The organism is Rheinheimera sp. (assembly GCF_030824435.1).
Lineage (GTDB): Bacteria > Pseudomonadota > Gammaproteobacteria > Enterobacterales > Alteromonadaceae > Pararheinheimera.
In genome coordinates this window covers 1-16,034 of record NZ_JAVBXS010000048.1, presented here as the reverse complement: position 1 = coordinate 16,034, position 16,034 = coordinate 1, and the positions used below count along the sequence as shown (strand labels likewise).

The window sequence follows — 16,034 nt, the reverse complement described above, 5'->3', positions numbered from 1 at the left end:
ACTGCTCAGGCAAAGCCGGCAAGCAGTAAAAAAACCAATGAAAACACCGGCACTTCCACCGCGACGCACTGATTTGGAGCCTTTATGGACAAAAAACTTCTTGCTGATTTAATCCGGTTTAATGGTATTGAAACAGCCTTTACCGACGCCTGGGGCAAAGCCACCGAAGTTAAAGAGCAGGATCAGCTTAAATTGCTGTCTGCACTTGGTTTTCAAATCGATAACGATGCCGCGGCCGCTGCACAACTGGAAGAGCGGCAGAAGTTCCACTGGTTAGAGCCGCTGGACCCGGTGTCAGTGCAACAACAAAACGCAGACAAGCTGTATAAACTGCAAATCAGATTGCCGATTGATGAAGTGCATCAGCAGTTAACAGTGTCCATCAGCACAGAACAAGGCCAGTCGCATTCATTCAGCTACAGCGCCATCGATGCCGAATTGTCCGGCGTCGTGGTGTTTGACGACACTGAATATCAACAATACGAACACAGTTTCAGCTGTGATTTGCCTTTGGGTTATCATCAGCTGACTTTGGCTATTGAAGGGGATGACGATCAGTATCAACAGTCACTGATTATCACCCCTGAACGTTGTTTCCAACCGCAAAAATTCACAGAGCAAAAACAGTGGGGCGTTTCAGTCCAGTTGTATGGTGTGAAATCTGAAAACAACTGGGGCATTGGTGATTTTGCCGATTTAGGCCGTCTGGTCACGCATTTAGCCAAACAAGGCGCAGATTTTGTCGGTCTGAACCCTATTCATGCGCTTTATCCGGCGATGCCTGAGTCGGCAAGCCCTTATAGCCCTTCTTCCAGACGCTGGCTGAACATTATTTATTTAAGCGTGCCACAATTGCCGGGTTTTGCCGAGTGTCAGCAAACAGCGGCGCTGGTGAATGCACCGCATTTTGCAGAGGCGTTAGCTGCGCAACGCGCCAAAGACTGGGTTGATTATGCCGGTGTGATGCAAATCAAACTGCCGGTATTAAAAACCTTATTCCACTGGTTTAGTGAACATCAACAAGCCAAACCTGAACTCGCTGCCGCTTTTTCTGCTTTTAAACAACAAGGTGGCGACAGCCTGCGCCAGTTAGCGCTTTATGATGCTTTGCATATGTTTTTAATATCAAAAGACGCCAATGCCTGGGGCTGGCCAAACTGGCCGGAGCAATACCGCGATGCCCATAGCGAAGCAGTACAACAATTCGCTGCGGCTCATCAGGACGACATCGAATTTTACAGTTACCTGCAATTTTGTGCGCAGCAACAACTCGCGCGGGTGCAACAACAAGCCAAAGCAAGCGGTATGTTATTAGGTTTGTACCGTGATTTAGCAGTGGGTGTCAGCGAAGCCTCCACCGAAATCTGGGCTAATCCGGATTTGTATTGCCGCAATGCCAGTGTCGGGGCGCCGCCTGATATTCTTGGCCCTAAAGGCCAGAATTGGGGTTTACCGCCTATGTTGCCTTATCAGCTGTTCCGCCAGGCATACAGGCCGATGATTGAGCTGTTTCGCGCCAATATGCAGGACTCGGGTGCTTTGCGGATTGACCATGTGATGGCGTTGTTACGTTTATGGTGGGTGCCTAAAGGTGCAGCCTCAGCCGGCGAAGGTGCTTATATTTATTACCCTATCATGGATTTGCTTGGCATTCTGGCTTTGGAAAGTCAGCGTCAGCAAGCCGTGGTGATAGGCGAAGATTTAGGCACAGTGCCGGACGGTATTTTTGAGTTATTACAACAATTTGGTATGTATTCGTACCGCATCTTCTTTTTTGAACAGGCCGAAGATGGTGGTTATATTTCTACCGCACATTATCCGGTGCAGGCCATGTCGGCGTTAACCACCCACGATATGCCGACTTTAATTGGCTTCTGGCATTGTTCAGATTTAAAGCTGGGTTTACAGCTTGGGCTTTATACCGAAGCGTTGCTGCCGGGCCTTTATGCCGACCGGCACAAAGCCAAACAGCGTATTCTGGACTCGTTACATGGCCACAATGCTTTACCGGCGGATTATCCACGTTCGGTGGAAAACCTCGGCATGGACAGAACCTTAAATTACGCCTTGCAACAACATCTGGCCAAAGGCAGTTGTCAGTTGTTATGTTTGCAACTGGAAGATTGGATGGAAATGCTGGAGCCGGTGAATGTACCTGGCACCAGTGACGAGTACCCAAACTGGCGGCGCAAACTCAGTATGACGCTCGAACAGCTTGAATCGTCAGCACATATCAGCGCACATCTGCAAAATTTGACAGCCAATCGCCGTTCTGGCTTATATTCATAATTCGATAAAATTCCTCCGGTACCCTTGTCAAGGTTGCCGGAGGTTTCCCCTTGTTGCGCCTGGCTAACATGGTACCGATCAATGTCAAAGGATATGTTATGAGTCTTGCCTCGTTACCTGAAGTTCGTTGTGCCCATCCTTTTGCATATTTAGGCTGGCAAAAAGCTGATAAAGGCTTGTTAATTCGGGTGTATTTACCCAAAGCGCTGGCGGTGGAAGTGCTGTCGCTGGCGGACAACAGCGTACTTGGGAGCATGACGCCAGATGCTGAAGTTCCCGGTGTTTTTGTGCTGGAACTGCCGCGTAAACGTAAAACAGAAGCTTATAAACTGTTGGTGACACAAGGGCATTATCAGTTTGAGCTGGTTGACCCTTATCAGTTTAAAGATGAAGCTTATTTTGCGGTGCATTATGTCAATATGCGTCCGGAGAACCTTTATAGCCAGCTGGGCGCGCAAATCATCAGCCTGACGGTTGGAAAAAAGGAGCTCAAAGCCACCCGTTTTGCGGTCTATGCGCCTCATGCCAGTGCTGTCAGTCTGATTGGTGATATGAACGACTGGGATGGCCGTTGCCACCCGATGGAGCGCACTCAGTGTGGCCATTGGGTGCTGGTGGTGCCACAGGTGGCGGCCGGTGTGCGTTATAAATATGAAATTAAAGATGCCAGCGGGCATTTGTTACCGCATAAAGCCGATCCTTTGGCTTTTGCCGCTGAGCAGTTCCCGTCTCATGCCTCGTTAGTTTTTGATCACAGTAAATATCAGTGGCAGGACAGCCAGTGGTTGCAACGTGAGCATCAGCCTTACCAAAGCCCGATGAGTATTTATGAGCTGCATCTTGGCTCCTGGCGCACTCATGCCGATGGTTCAGCTTTAACCTACCCAGAACTTGCCGCAACCCTTATTCCTTATGTGCAGGATATGGGCTACACCCATATTGAACTGATGCCGGTGATGGAACACCCGTATTCCGGCTCCTGGGGTTATCAGCCGCTTGGGCTTTTTGCTGCCACTTCCCGTTTTGGCACTCCGGATCAATTTAAAGCTTTTGTCGATGCCTGCCATCAGGCCGGTATCGGCGTGATTTTAGATTGGGTGCCGGCGCATTTTCCGGAAGATGGCCATGGTCTGGCGCGTTTTGACGGTGGCCATTTATATGAATATGCCGATCCACGTCGTGGCTGGCATCCGGACTGGAATTCCTGCATTTACGATTACGGCAAAGATTATGTGCGGCAGTTTTTAGTCGCCAGCGCTTTGTATTGGCTGGATCATTTCCATATTGATGGTTTGCGGGTAGACGCTGTTGCTTCAATGCTTTATTTAGATTATTCGCGGGAGCATGGCGAGTGGATCCCGAATGTTGATGGTGGCAACCACAACTATGAAGCCATTAGTTTATTGAAGTGGCTGAATCAGGAAGTGTACGCCCAGTTTCCTAAAGCCATTACTATTGCCGAAGAATCCACTTCTTTTCATGGTGTCAGTCGTCCGGTGGATTTAGGCGGATTAGGTTTTGGCTTTAAATGGAATATGGGCTGGATGAACGACAGCCTGCGTTATATCAGTAAAGATCCCGCTTATCGTAAGTTTCACCATAACGATCTGACGTTTTCGATGGTCTATGCCTTTACCGAAAACTTTATTTTGCCGTTGTCCCATGACGAAGTGGTGCATGGCAAAGGCAGTATTTTAACGAAAATGCCGGGTGACGAGTGGCAACAGGCCGCCAATTTACGCGCTTATTACGCCTTTATGTTTGCCCATCCGGGTAAAAAACTGAATTTTATGGGCAACGAATTTGGCCAGGGCACTGAGTGGAATCACAATCAGGCGTTGCCCTGGTTTTTACTCGACTTTGAAAAACACCGTGGTATTCAGCAACTGGTGCGCGACTTAAACCACACTTACCGGCGCTGTGCACCTTTGCATCAGCTGGATCATGAACCTGCAGGTTTTGCCTGGATTGACCATCAGGATGCTGATCACAGTACTTTATCTTTTAAGCGTTACGGCAAAAACGGCGAGGTGTTGTATATCGTCAGTAACTTTACGCCGGTACCACGCAAAGCTTTTTTACTGGATGTAGAGCAGAGTGGTGATTATGAAGTGATCCTCAATTCCGACAGCAGTTATTATTGGGGCAGCAATTATCCGGTCGGACCAAGCCTTACCGCCAACAGTGGTTTTTTAAATCCAGGCTGGCAATTGACGGTAGATTTACCACCTTTAGCAACTTTATATCTGCGGCGGCGGTGTTACTGATGGCTGAGGCACAGCAGCAAGATGCCGCAACGGCTGAGCACGGTTTTATCTGTGGTATAGGCCAGGCGGCCCCGCTTGGGCCAACCCGGTTGTCCGGTGGCGGCTGGAATTTTGCCGTTTTTGCACCTGATGCCACAGGTATGTTGCTTTGCCTGTATTGTGCGGACACCGAAGAGCTGATTGCCGAGTTGGCTTTTGCCGGGCGAACCGGCGAAATCTGGCATTTGTCAGTACAGGGGATTGCTGCAGGCACTTTGTATGGGTTAAAGGCTCAGGGACCACAACTACCGGAGCAGGGATTCTGTTTTGAAGCCGACCGCTTGTTGCTTGATCCTTATGCCCGTCAGCTCAATCGTGCTCTGGTATTTAATGAAAGGCTGTATCAGGGCCACAGTCATTATATGTTGGCCAAAGCTGTACTCGGTCAGGCTGAGTTCGATTGGCAAGGCAGCTGCAAACCCAATATTGCCCGTGAAAAAACCATTTTGTATGAAGCCCACGTAAAGGGCATGACGGCTTTGCATCCAGATGTGCCTGAAGAACTTCGTGGCACTTACCTCGGCATGTGCCATCCGGCTGTTATTGCCCATCTGAAAGAGCTGGGTATTACTTCAGTGCAGCTGTTGCCGGTTGCGGCTTTTATGAGTGAACCCAGGCTGGAAAAACTCAAACTCTCCAATTATTGGGGTTATAACCCGGTCAATTTTTTTGCACCGGAGCCCCGTTATCAGCTTGAAGACGCCGTTACCGAGTTTAAAACCCTGGTGCGCACTTATCATCAGCATGGCTTAGAAGTGATCCTGGATGTGGTGTTTAACCACAGCGCAGAAGCTGGCGGTTACACCTTAAGTTTCAGGGGGCTGGCTAACCGTCATTATTATCTGTTTGAAACTCATGCCGATATGACCGACTACCAGCAATACGCCAATTACAGCGGTTGTGGCAATACGCTGAATATTGCCAATCCAGCCACGCAAAAAATGGTGCTGGACGCCATGCGTTATTGGTTGACTGAAATGCAGGTTGACGGTTTTCGGTTTGATTTGGCGGTGACGCTGGCACGCGAAAACAAAAGATTTAACCCCCATGCCGCTTTTTTGCAGATAGTGGCGCAAGACCCGATCTTGTCGCAGGCTAAACTGATCGCCGAGCCTTGGGATGTTGGCCCTTATGGTTATCAACTGGGTCAATTTCCAGCGCTGTGGTCTGAGCTCAACGATAAATTCCGTGATTCAGCCCGCAGTTTCTGGCGGGGTGACAGTGGCACCCTGGCTGAATTTGCCACCAGGCTGCTTGGTTCACGTGATATTTTTCAAAAACATCACAGACCTGCTTGTTGTGCCGTAAATTACATCAGTTATCACGACGGTTTTACCTTGCAGGATTTAGTCAGTTATCAGCACAAACATAACTGGCTGAATGGAGAGCAAAACCGCGACGGTCACGACCACAACCTGAGTGTCAATTACGGCGTTGAAGGGCCAACCAGTTCTGCTGAAGTACTGGCGCGACGTTTTTTACATAAACGCAATTTGGTGGCCAGTTTGTTTTTAAGTCAGGGTATGGTGCACTGGCTGGGTGGTGATGAGCTCAGCCACAGTCAACAAGGTAACAACAATGCTTATTGTCAGGATAACGACATCAGCTGGCTCAACTGGCATCTGGACTACCATGCCACCCAGTTTTTAAGTTTTGTCAGACAAATGATAGCGCTGCGCCAGCAATACAGCTGTTTGCAGCAGTTGTCTTTACTCGATGATCATTATCAGCTGCATGGCGATAAACACCAGATTGACTGGTACCAAAGTGACGGCAGGTTAAAAACTGAAAGTGACTGGTACGACACCAGCGTTAGTCACTGTGTGTTTATTATCCGTAATACCAGCAACCATCATCAGTTGTTGATCAGTATGAACGCTTCAGGTGCTGCAGTGCAGATCCGTTTACCTTCTGCCCATTGGTTTTGTGTGCTTGACACCGCTTTTGAACAGGGACTGAGTTCGGTGTTGACGGCAGGCGCTGTGGAGTACCAGCAGCAGGGCAGTTCGATGTCGATTTGGCTGGAGCAAGGCACTTATTAACCGGGTTACTTGCTGTTGCTTGTACGCCAATGGTCTGAACAGCATATTCTTTTTTACCATGCGCTGCTTTCTGAGTGGCTTTTCCAGTATAATCGCCGGCATTTTGCAGGGTCGGCAGTCCGGAGAATGCTTTGATGACAGATACAACAGTACAGTGTGACATTGGTTTTGTAGGCGCGGGTGTGATGGGCAAAAATCTCATCCTGAATCTGGCCGATCATGGCTACCGTGTTGCCGCTTTTGACCTTGACCATAAAAAACTCGAATCTGTAATTACGCAGGATGTATTGGAAACCAATGGCCGTGGCGGCCGTGTGGTTGCCTGCAGCTCTTACACCGAATTATTGGCTAAGTTAAGCCGCCCACATCTGATTATTCTGTCGGTACCAGCCGGTAAACCTGTTGATGATGTCTGCTCTAAACTCATAGACGCCGGTATTCAGGCCGATGACATTATTGTCGACACCGGCAACAGCCTGTGGACTGACACAGTGCGGCGCGAAAAATATTATGAAGGCAAGTTTATTTTCTTCAGCACTGCCGTTTCCGGTGGTGAAGTGGGCGCGCGTTTTGGCCCTTCGTTAATGCCAAGTGGCGACCCTTATGCCTGGACCCGCATTGAACCTGTGTGGCGTGCTATTGCCGCTAAAGTAAACCCAACCACAGGCCGTCCTATTGAACGTTTTGAACCTGGTAACCCTGTGACTGAAGGTGAACCTTGTGCCACTTATATCGGCGCTGGCGGTTCAGGCCATTATGTCAAAATGGTGCACAACGGTATTGAATACGCTGATATGCAGCTGATTTGTGAAGTGTATCAGGTGATGCGTGACGCCCTTGGCATGACAGCTCAGGAAGTTGCCGGCGTGTTTAAAGAGTGGAATCAGGGCATTCTGAACAGCTACCTGATGGAAATCAGTGCCGAAGTACTGGCCACCAAAGATTCTGAAACAGGCTTACCGCTGGTAGATGTGATTCTGGATAAAGCAGGCCAAAAAGGCACAGGGTTATGGACAGCGGTCAGTAGTCTTGAGCTTGGTTGTCCGGCGCCAACTATCGCCGAAGCTGTGTATGCCCGATCAATTTCAACCTTAAAAGAGCAGCGTGTAGCAGCTTCTACCTTGCTGGCTGGGCCGGTGCAGGATAAACCCACTGAAGCGAAAAGAGCGCAGGTGATAGCCCAGCTGCACGACGCTTTGTACTGCGCCAAAATTTGTGTGTACGCTCAGGGTTTTGATCTGATGAAAACCGCTGGTCTTGAGCACGGCTGGCAGCTGAACTTTGCTGAAATTGCCAAAATCTGGCGGGCAGGTTGTATTATCCGGGCGGTATTTTTACAGTCTATTACTGACGCTTATGAGCGTAATGATGACCTGGCTAATCTGCTGGTCGACCCGTTTTTTGCCAAGCAAATTTCGGTGTATCAGATGAACTGGCGCCGTGCCGTTGCTGATGCCACTTTGCTTGGGGTGCCGGTAGCTGCCTTAAGTTCAGCGTTAAGTTATTACGACTCTTACCGCACCGCGGTATTGCCAGCCAACCTGTTGCAGGGGCAAAGGGATTATTTTGGTGCCCATACTTTTGAACGCACTGACAAAAGCAAAGGCAAATTTTTCCATGTGGACTGGAGTCTGGCAGGCCGTCCTATGGTCAAAGTGAAATAACGACTACAAAACCGGCAATAACGTGCCGTAACGGGAGTGATGATGAAACTGACAGAAACACAGTGGCGTGAACGGCTCAGTGATGAACAGTTTTATATCACCCGGCAAAAAGGCACTGAATATCCCTTTAGCGGCGTTTTGTTACATAACGAACAAAGTGGTTGTTACCACTGCGTTTGTTGTAATGCACCGCTGTTTGATTCAGCCGCTAAGTTTGACTCTGGTTGCGGTTGGCCGTCGTTTCGCAGTGCTTTGCCTGGTCAGGTGCGTTATCAGCCTGATCACAGTCACGGCATGCGGCGCACTGAAATTTTGTGTGCCGCCTGTGATGCCCATCTGGGCCATGTGTTTGATGATGGCCCTTTGCCGGAAGGGCAACGATATTGCGTCAATTCAGTGTCGTTAACTTTTGCCCGGCAACCGGAGTAAAAAAGCTGAGGCCTTTTTTGGGGTTGTAGCGCTGTTGCTGATGATCTGTGCCCTTGCCGGCAAACACAACAAAACTGTTGTCGGGCGTTGTTAGTGTTCTGCCACTATGGCCATAAAAAAACCGGTGAAGCGAGTAGCCTACCGGTTTTTTTATGAATATTCGTCGACTTTATTTAAAGATTGAACCCAGATAGGCGCCTGTTATAAGTTTGGCTGTTTAAACTGACCCGCCTGAATACTTTCAATGGTCTCATCCGCTGCATTTTCAATCAGATCAGTGTCGATATTTTGTTTGTCGAGCTCTGCTTTCATTTGTTTAAATTCAATCCGCTGAACTCCGGCATTTTCCGCCAGTAAGGCCCAGTGATAAGACAATTTATAGTTTCGCTGTTTGTAATAAATAGTGGTGAGTGCGGTATAAATTTCCGGATCAACCTGCGCGTCAGCTGGGTATAAAGTTAAAGCATGATGCAGAATATCTATGGTTTTTAGGCTATTTCGTTTCATGTAATAACTGGCCAAAGCCAGTTGTAATTCCGGTGTTTCCAACTGCTTGGCCTGCTCAGCCAACAGGAATTTTTGCAGATGGGATTCACTTTGGTTGCGTGACCAGTGGTAATGCAATAACCCTGGCTCGTCTGAAGTGATGGTTTCGTCATTGAGTCTTTTAATTTCACTGAGGCTGGTCAGATAACCATTCACCCTGGTGGTTTTTTTCTCTTTCAGTTTGATGTGTTCTATACCTGAGGCCAGCTCAATACATTTTGAGTATTTTTCAAAACCTATCAGCAACTTATATTTGTTTTTGTCTGACGGCATTTTCTGCTCATCATAACGGCCGACAATCACATCGCGCCGCTCCAGCTTGCAGTGGGAGTCATCATTTAAGTCACTGCAAAGCCCCGGTTTTTCTTCACAAAGCTGATTGACGGTCAGTTCTTTTTCGCCGCAGGCAACCAGGCTCAGCAGTAGCGGGCTTACATAGCGTAATTTCATCTGTATCTCCGTAATGACGATTTTTAGCATAACCAATAGCGCTGAAAAAATCTTTTGTAATTGTTGTTGTAGTATTACCAATTCAATTACAATAAGCCGCCTCGCGTCAGGCACCCTACACTCAACTGATTTAACTTACGAAGTAAAAGGCGACAGCATGACCTTATCTCACGAAGAACAGTATCAACGCAGCTGGCAGGAACGCCAGGAAATTGCTGAAAACATGCAGCCGATCATCGGCCGGTTATACCGTAACAAAGCTGTTGAACTGGTGGTTTATGGCAAACCATTGGTGAATGCGACCACTATCGATATTATTAAATCTCACAAAACGGTTGAGCGTTTTGAACAACAAAAACTGCGCTTACGCGAGAGTTTCCCTGTGCTTGAAGCCATTAGCAAACTGAACTTAGCACCGGGTCGTATCGACCTTGGCAAGCTGGCTTTTGCTTATCATTACAAAAACGCAGCTGATGGTTTAACGCTGGAGCAATATCTGCAGCGTGAGCTGGAAGACTTACTGGATCACGACGACAACATCAAACCAACAGACGTGGTGCTTTATGGTTTTGGCCGTATCGGTCGTTTATTGGCCCGCCTGATGATTGAACGTGCAGGTCCAAGTGCCAAATTACGTCTGCGTGCCATTGTGGTGCGTGGTGGCCGTAAAGGCGATTTAGAAAAACGCGCCAGTTTATTACGCCGTGATTCTATCCACGGTCCTTTTAACGGCAGCATTACTGTTGATCAGGAAAACGGTGGTATTAAAGCCAACGGTACCTTTATTAAAGTCATTTATGCCGATTCACCAGAGCAGGTCGATTACAACGCTTATGGCATTCATGACGCTTTAGTTGTTGATAATACGGGCATTTGGAAAGACGACGAAGAACTGTCTATTCACTTTAAAGCCAAAGGTGCTGCCAAGGTATTATTAACAGCACCGGCCAAAGGTAATGTGAAAAACGTGGTGTATGGTGTTAACCATAAAATGATCGCAAAAGAAGATACCATCGTTTCTGCTGCCAGCTGTACCACCAACGCTATTACACCAGTGTTAAAAGCCTTAAACGACGAATATGGCATTAAAAACGGTCACGTTGAAACTGTTCATTCGTACACCAACGACCAGAACCTGATTGATAACTATCACAAAGCTGAGCGTCGTGGCCGTGCTGCACCATTAAATATGGTCATCACTTCTACCGGCGCTGCTTCTGCTGTTGCCAAAGCTTTACCAGAATTAAAAGGTAAACTGACAGGCAACGCCATCCGGGTACCAACCCCGAATGTGTCTATGGCAATTTTGTCGTTAAACCTGAACAAAGAAACCAACCGTGACGAGCTGAATGCATACCTGCAAAAAGTGTCGTTGTTTTCTGAATTACAGGATCAAATTGATTACACCAGCTCAACTGAGATTGTTTCCAGCGACTTAGTGGGTTCACGTTACGCCGGTGTGGTGGATTCACAAGCCACTATTGTGGATGGCGACCGTTGTGTGTTGTACGTGTGGTATGACAACGAGTTCGGTTACAGCACTCAGGTTATTCGCGTGATGAACGAAATGGCCGGTATTGCGTATCCAACGCTGCCACTGGCACGTTAATCGTCAGACGTTATTGAAAATAACCATAAAGCCGCCTAGTGCGGCTTTGTTTTTGCGACAGCAATCTTATCGGGCCAATAGGCTGGACACACCAGTTGGGTTTGCGAACAACAGCGCATTTTCACCGCTGGCGGACTGTGCTACCCTCACAACCTTTTTTACATGCATGGGATCTTAAGTTATGAAAATTACCTGTAACTTTGACAGTGGTAATATCGAAGTCATTCAGGCGGACAGCGTTGATAATATTCAGCTGGCAATCCGCAAAGACCACAACTCAGATTTTTATCAGTGGTTCCATTTCCGTTTGCATTCTGACAGTTTTGAACCACACACCATCAAGATCACCAATGTGGCAACTTCTGCTTATCCTGGCGGCTGGGCCGATTATCAGGCCGTAGCTTCTTACGATCGTGAAACCTGGTTCCGTGTTCCAACCGAATACGACGGTAAAGAGCTGACCATTCATCATTACCCTGAAGCTGAGTCTGTGTATTTTGCTTATTTCGCGCCTTACAGCTATGAGCGTCATATGGACTTATTAAGTCAGGCACAGGCAAGTGGCATGTGTCAGCTGGTTGATTTAGGCAATACACTCGATAACCGCGACATGAGTTTATTGGTGGTGGGTGAACCTGCTGAAGGTAAAAAGAAAATCTGGATCACAGCCCGTCAGCACCCGGGTGAAACCATGGCGGAATGGTTTATTGAAGGTTTATTAGACCGTTTGCTGGACGAAGACGACGGTGTTGCCCGTGAACTGCTGCAAAAAGCAGTGTTTTATGTGGTACCCAATATGAACCCGGATGGTAGCGTGCGTGGTCATTTACGCACCAACGCCGCAGGTGTGAACCTGAACCGCGAATGGCAAACACCAAGTCTGGAAAAAAGCCCTGAAGTCTATCTGGTTCGCCAGAAAATGCTGGAAGTGGGTGTGGATATGTTCCTCGACATTCATGGTGACGAAAACCTGCCTTACAACTTTGTCGCTGGCGCCGAAGGTGTGCCTTCGTACAACGCTAAAATGGCCGGTCTCGAAACCGCTTTTAAACAGGCTTTGTTAACGGCAACACCAGAGTTTCAGACCCAGTTTGGTTACGAGCTGGATGCACCGGGTCAGGCCAATCTGACCATTGCTTCTACCTGGGTAGCTGAGCAGTTTAAGTGTCTGGCTTACACTTTTGAAATGCCGTTTAAAGACAACGCCAATCTACCGGATGAACAATTTGGCTGGTCTGATGTACGTTCAATGAAACTGGGTCAGGATACGCTGATTGCAGTGCGTGCAGTGGTTGATCAGTTATAAAAATTTGACCGTACTGAGCTTCAAAGAATGGCACCAATAAGGTGCCATTTGTTTTGTGAACCAGATAAAAACAACCGGGATCTGCGGTTTGCAACAGCAATCATTTGCTTTATAGTGCGCTGTCAAAAGAGGTGATGTATATGGCGATTATTGCTTGTCCTTATTGCGATAAAAGAGTCTCAGATAAAGCCGCTACCTGTAACCATTGTGGCAATAATTTATCGGAAATTTCGGTCGAAAAACTGGAGCGCATGCAACGTGACAACCGTCTGGCACAAGGTCAACGGTTGAATAACCACGCTATGCTGGCGCTGGTGTTGTTTCTGGGCAGTTTTACCTGGTTTTATTACCGTGCCCCTGAGCCGGATTCCTGGGAACAAAAAGCCCTGTATGGTGCCATGATTATCGGTTGTATCTGGTATGTGGTGACCAAGGTTCGCATTGTGATGTATAAGAGAAAATAAGATGGATTTCAACGCCTTAGTTGCAGCTATGTCTGCCGAAACTTACCAGAATCTGGTGGAATGTGTGGCAACCAAACGCTGGGCTGATGGCACGATGATGAGCGATGCTCAACACGCGCACAGTATGCAGCTGGTGATGGCTTATCAGGCCAAAATTCTGCGCTCGGATGAACCTTTTACCATTGGTGCCGATGGCCAGATGGTTGTGAAATCTAAAACTGAAATGAAAAAACAATTCGCTGGAGCAGCCGCACCGACGCCTGCAGCCATGGATGCTATTGCAAGGTTTTCGCACGATGATCTTTAAACGTTGGTTTAAGCCAAAATGGCAGCACGAAAATGCTGCAATCCGTCAGTTGGCCATTGCCGAACTTGATGACAAAACACCAGCACAGAAAGAAATTCTGCATGAGCTGGCTTTTAATGACGGCGCCGAAGCGGTGCGTCGTACTGCACTTGAGCGGTTAAATGAATTTTCTTTATGGTGGCAGGCCAGCAAACATGAGCCGGCTGAACGATTAAAACATTTTGCCGAGCAGCAGCTGGTGCAAATGTTGCTGGATAATAAAGTGTCAGCGCATTTAAAAGCACAGTTTATCAGCGAATGTAACCGCAGCAGTATTCTGGAAAAACTGGCCCAAACAGAGCAGGACGCTGAGCTGAAATTCAGCCTGTTGCAACGTTTGGCGCGTCAGGATTTGTTCCAGCAAGCAGTGCTGGATGAAAAGCTCAGCATAGAGCAGCGCAAACAACTGCTGAATCAGCTTGACGATGACAAAACACTGGAAAAACTCAGCCGTGTTTTAACCGGTGAGTTACGTGAGACGGCAGATGCACTGCTGGCGGTGCATCTTGAGCAAAAACAAAAGCCTGAGCGTATCCGCAAACAAGTGGTGCTGCTGCTTGCCAAATTAAATTCAGTGCGGGAAAAAACCGATTTTGCTGAGCTGCAGCAAAGATATGCAGCTTATCAACAAGAATGGCAACAGCTGTCACCTGAGCTGGTGTGCCTGACAGATGCTGCTGAATTTATTGAAAAATATCATAAAGTTGTTGAACTGACTGAACGATCAATAGCACCGAAAATTGCAGAATTTGCCAAAATGCAGCAACAGCAGGTATTGGCAAAAGCTGCAGAGCAGCGTTTTAATGCTTTGTCTGTGCAACTTGAAAACCTGCAACAACAGCTTGCTGTTGCACTGAATGAAGCAGAACTCACCAAAGCCGCTGGGTATCAGCAGTCGCTGGATGATGTTCGCGCTGAAGTTGCGGTTGCACAGTTGCCCACAGCTTTTAATCTGCAGTTACAGCAACAAATGACACAAATAAGCCAGCAGCTGGATAAACTGCCTGAGCTCGCTGAAGCGCTGGCGCAATCGGCGCGTTTATTGGCTGAAGCTGCCGCTCATACGCTGCCACAAGCAAATGACGATGTTGCAGCTGCTTATCAGTTGTTTAAAAACTGGCAGCAACAATGGCAACGCCAGAGCAAAGTACTGAAACAACTGATGCCGGAAAGTTTCAGCAGCAGTTATCAGCAACTGGTGCAGCAGTGGCGTGAACACTGTGAACCTCTACTGGCGCAGCAGGATAAAGTACAACGTTTGTTAAAAAGCAAAATGGCAGAATTTAAACGGCTGCATCAGGCCGGTAAATTTAATGTGCTGTTTGGGCTTTTTAAAGGTATCACCGCTGATTACCTGCAGCTAAACGCCGCTCAGCAGCAAAGTTTGCAAAAAGAGTATCAGTTGCTGGAAGCGCAGGTGCAGGATTTAGCCGAGTTACAGGCTTATATTGCCACGCCGCGTAAACAGCAGCTGGTTGAAAGTATGCAACAACTGGCTGTTGCAACAGATCTCACGCCAACAGAACGTGCGGCAGCCGTCAAAAATGCCAGAGCACAATGGAATACGCTGGGCCGTGCTGACGCCGATGTTGAAGCTGCACTGAATGACGCTTTTAACAGCGCTTGTGAGTTGGCTTTTGCGCCTTGCCGTGACTATTTTGCCAAGCTGGACGCAGAGCGGGCACAAAGTGCTTTGCGTAAACAGCAGCTCATTGAGCAGATGCAGGCTTCAATTGACGCCGGTGTCAGTGGCAAAACGCTGGACGCTTTGATCACGCAATACAGTAAAGACTGGCAACAAAGTGGATCTGTGGAAAAAGATGTGTATGCAAACTTGCAGCCGCAGTATCAACAACTGCTGAATAACCTGAAACAACAGCAAAAAGCTCAGCAACAACAAAATGTTGAGCTGAAAACCGCTTTGGTTCAGGCTGCTAAAACGGTATCACAATCGCAAAACGAGCAGGCTGGCAACGAATTAAAAACGCTGCAGCAACAATGGAAGTTATTGGGTTATGCCGGTAAAGCCGTTGATCAACAGCTGTGGCTGGAATTCAGAGCAGCTTGTGACAGCTGGTTTGAAAGCCGTGCTGCGCACAAACAAGCGTTACAGCAACAACAAGAAGCTGAACGTTTGGCACAAACTGATGTACTGGCAACGCTGACACAAAGCGTCAATGAAGCACAGGACGAAAAAGCCTTGTTGCAACAGTTACAACAACTGGCGCAGTTCAAGCCAGTTGATGAACAACAGGCTGTCAGCCAAAAAGCGTTAAAACAGCGAGTAGAACAAAACCTGGCAGCTTTACAACAAAATGCTGAGCTCGACAGTTATCGCCAGTTGTTTAGTGCTCTGGAACAACCTCAGCCAAATCTCAGCGATTTGCCGCCTATCTACCGTTTGGTGTTTAACCAGCAGCAGGAAAAAACTTTAAGCCGTGCCGATCTCACTTTGGCACTGGAATGGCTGGCAAAACTGGAGTCACCGGCAGCTGAACAAAGCCGTAGGCAACAGGTACAAATGCAGTTATTAACTGACAAACACAACAGTGGTGAAGCGGTGACACAACCGCAGTTGTTGTC

11 protein-coding genes are annotated in these 16,034 nt (G+C 47.9%); 10 read left to right on the top strand and 1 reads right to left on the bottom strand.

The window, feature by feature from the left end:
• Nucleotides 1-84 precede the first annotated feature (84 nt).
• The 5 genes from malQ (at nucleotide 85) to msrB (ending at nucleotide 8,730) form a co-directional block, all read left to right on the top strand.
• Entirely contained in the window at nucleotides 85-2,289 is a 2,205-nt protein-coding gene (gene malQ, locus RCH83_RS10790; RefSeq protein ID WP_306521862.1) for a 4-alpha-glucanotransferase, read from the top strand.
• A 98-nt stretch (nucleotides 2,290-2,387) separates the two neighbouring features.
• Complete coding sequence (gene glgB, locus RCH83_RS10785) at nucleotides 2,388-4,556, top strand: 1,4-alpha-glucan branching protein GlgB (RefSeq protein WP_306521860.1); 2,169 nt, start codon at nucleotides 2,388-2,390, stop codon at nucleotides 4,554-4,556.
• Nucleotides 4,556-6,637 (top strand): glycogen debranching protein GlgX, encoded by a 2,082-nt coding sequence (gene glgX, locus RCH83_RS10780; RefSeq protein ID WP_306521858.1) that lies wholly within the window; start codon nucleotides 4,556-4,558, stop codon nucleotides 6,635-6,637. The genes glgB and glgX overlap by 1 nt, the downstream gene beginning before the upstream one ends.
• 134 nt (nucleotides 6,638-6,771) lie before the next feature.
• Nucleotides 6,772-8,301 carry an NADP-dependent phosphogluconate dehydrogenase gene (gndA, locus tag RCH83_RS10775; RefSeq protein WP_306521855.1) on the top strand — a complete coding sequence of 510 codons (1,530 nt, stop codon included), beginning with the start codon at nucleotides 6,772-6,774 and terminating at the stop codon, nucleotides 8,299-8,301.
• A gap of 42 nt (nucleotides 8,302-8,343) precedes the next feature.
• Nucleotides 8,344-8,730, top strand: coding sequence for a peptide-methionine (R)-S-oxide reductase MsrB (gene msrB / locus RCH83_RS10770; protein WP_306521853.1), 387 nt, complete (start codon nucleotides 8,344-8,346; stop codon nucleotides 8,728-8,730).
• A 201-nt stretch (nucleotides 8,731-8,931) separates the two neighbouring features.
• On the opposite strand, the gene RCH83_RS10765 is transcribed toward msrB, so the two are convergent.
• Nucleotides 8,932-9,726, bottom strand: a complete 795-nt coding sequence (locus tag RCH83_RS10765; RefSeq protein ID WP_306521851.1) for a DUF2989 domain-containing protein — start codon at nucleotides 9,724-9,726, stop codon at nucleotides 8,932-8,934.
• Between the two features lie 157 nt (nucleotides 9,727-9,883).
• On the opposite strand from RCH83_RS10765, the gene RCH83_RS10760 reads away from it, so the two are divergent.
• From RCH83_RS10760 to RCH83_RS10740, 5 genes are all read left to right on the top strand, one after another.
• A complete protein-coding gene (locus RCH83_RS10760) occupies nucleotides 9,884-11,335 on the top strand; it encodes a glyceraldehyde-3-phosphate dehydrogenase (RefSeq protein ID WP_306521849.1) in 1,452 nt (483 codons plus the stop codon).
• 181 nt (nucleotides 11,336-11,516) lie between these two features.
• A complete protein-coding gene (locus RCH83_RS10755) occupies nucleotides 11,517-12,641 on the top strand; it encodes a M14-type cytosolic carboxypeptidase (RefSeq protein WP_306521847.1) in 1,125 nt (374 codons plus the stop codon).
• A 140-nt stretch (nucleotides 12,642-12,781) separates the two neighbouring features.
• On the top strand, nucleotides 12,782-13,105 hold the full coding sequence (locus RCH83_RS10750; protein ID WP_306521844.1) for a zinc ribbon domain-containing protein: 324 nt from the start codon (nucleotides 12,782-12,784) through the stop codon (nucleotides 13,103-13,105).
• Between the two features lies 1 nt (nucleotide 13,106).
• Nucleotides 13,107-13,412, top strand: a complete 306-nt coding sequence (locus RCH83_RS10745; protein ID WP_306521842.1) for a YeaC family protein — start codon at nucleotides 13,107-13,109, stop codon at nucleotides 13,410-13,412.
• A partial coding sequence (locus tag RCH83_RS10740; RefSeq protein ID WP_306521840.1) for a DUF349 domain-containing protein occupies nucleotides 13,402-16,034 on the top strand: 2,633 nt, incomplete at its 3' end. The genes RCH83_RS10745 and RCH83_RS10740, both read left to right, overlap by 11 nt.

What these genes read in the sequence shown, in the direction of transcription:
- malQ (WP_306521862.1), top strand. Translation starts at nt 85, where the DNA reads ATGGACAAAAAACTTCTTGCTGATTTAATCCGGTTTAATGGTATTGAA.
- glgB (WP_306521860.1), top strand. Translation starts at nt 2,388, where the DNA reads ATGAGTCTTGCCTCGTTACCTGAAGTTCGTTGTGCCCATCCTTTTGCA.
- glgX (WP_306521858.1), top strand. Translation starts at nt 4,556, where the DNA reads ATGGCTGAGGCACAGCAGCAAGATGCCGCAACGGCTGAGCACGGTTTT.
- gndA (WP_306521855.1), top strand. Translation starts at nt 6,772, where the DNA reads ATGACAGATACAACAGTACAGTGTGACATTGGTTTTGTAGGCGCGGGT.
- msrB (WP_306521853.1), top strand. Translation starts at nt 8,344, where the DNA reads ATGAAACTGACAGAAACACAGTGGCGTGAACGGCTCAGTGATGAACAG.
- RCH83_RS10765 (WP_306521851.1), bottom strand. Translation starts at nt 9,726, where the DNA reads ATGAAATTACGCTATGTAAGCCCGCTACTGCTGAGCCTGGTTGCCTGC.
- RCH83_RS10760 (WP_306521849.1), top strand. Translation starts at nt 9,884, where the DNA reads ATGACCTTATCTCACGAAGAACAGTATCAACGCAGCTGGCAGGAACGC.
- RCH83_RS10755 (WP_306521847.1), top strand. Translation starts at nt 11,517, where the DNA reads ATGAAAATTACCTGTAACTTTGACAGTGGTAATATCGAAGTCATTCAG.
- RCH83_RS10750 (WP_306521844.1), top strand. Translation starts at nt 12,782, where the DNA reads ATGGCGATTATTGCTTGTCCTTATTGCGATAAAAGAGTCTCAGATAAA.
- RCH83_RS10745 (WP_306521842.1), top strand. Translation starts at nt 13,107, where the DNA reads ATGGATTTCAACGCCTTAGTTGCAGCTATGTCTGCCGAAACTTACCAG.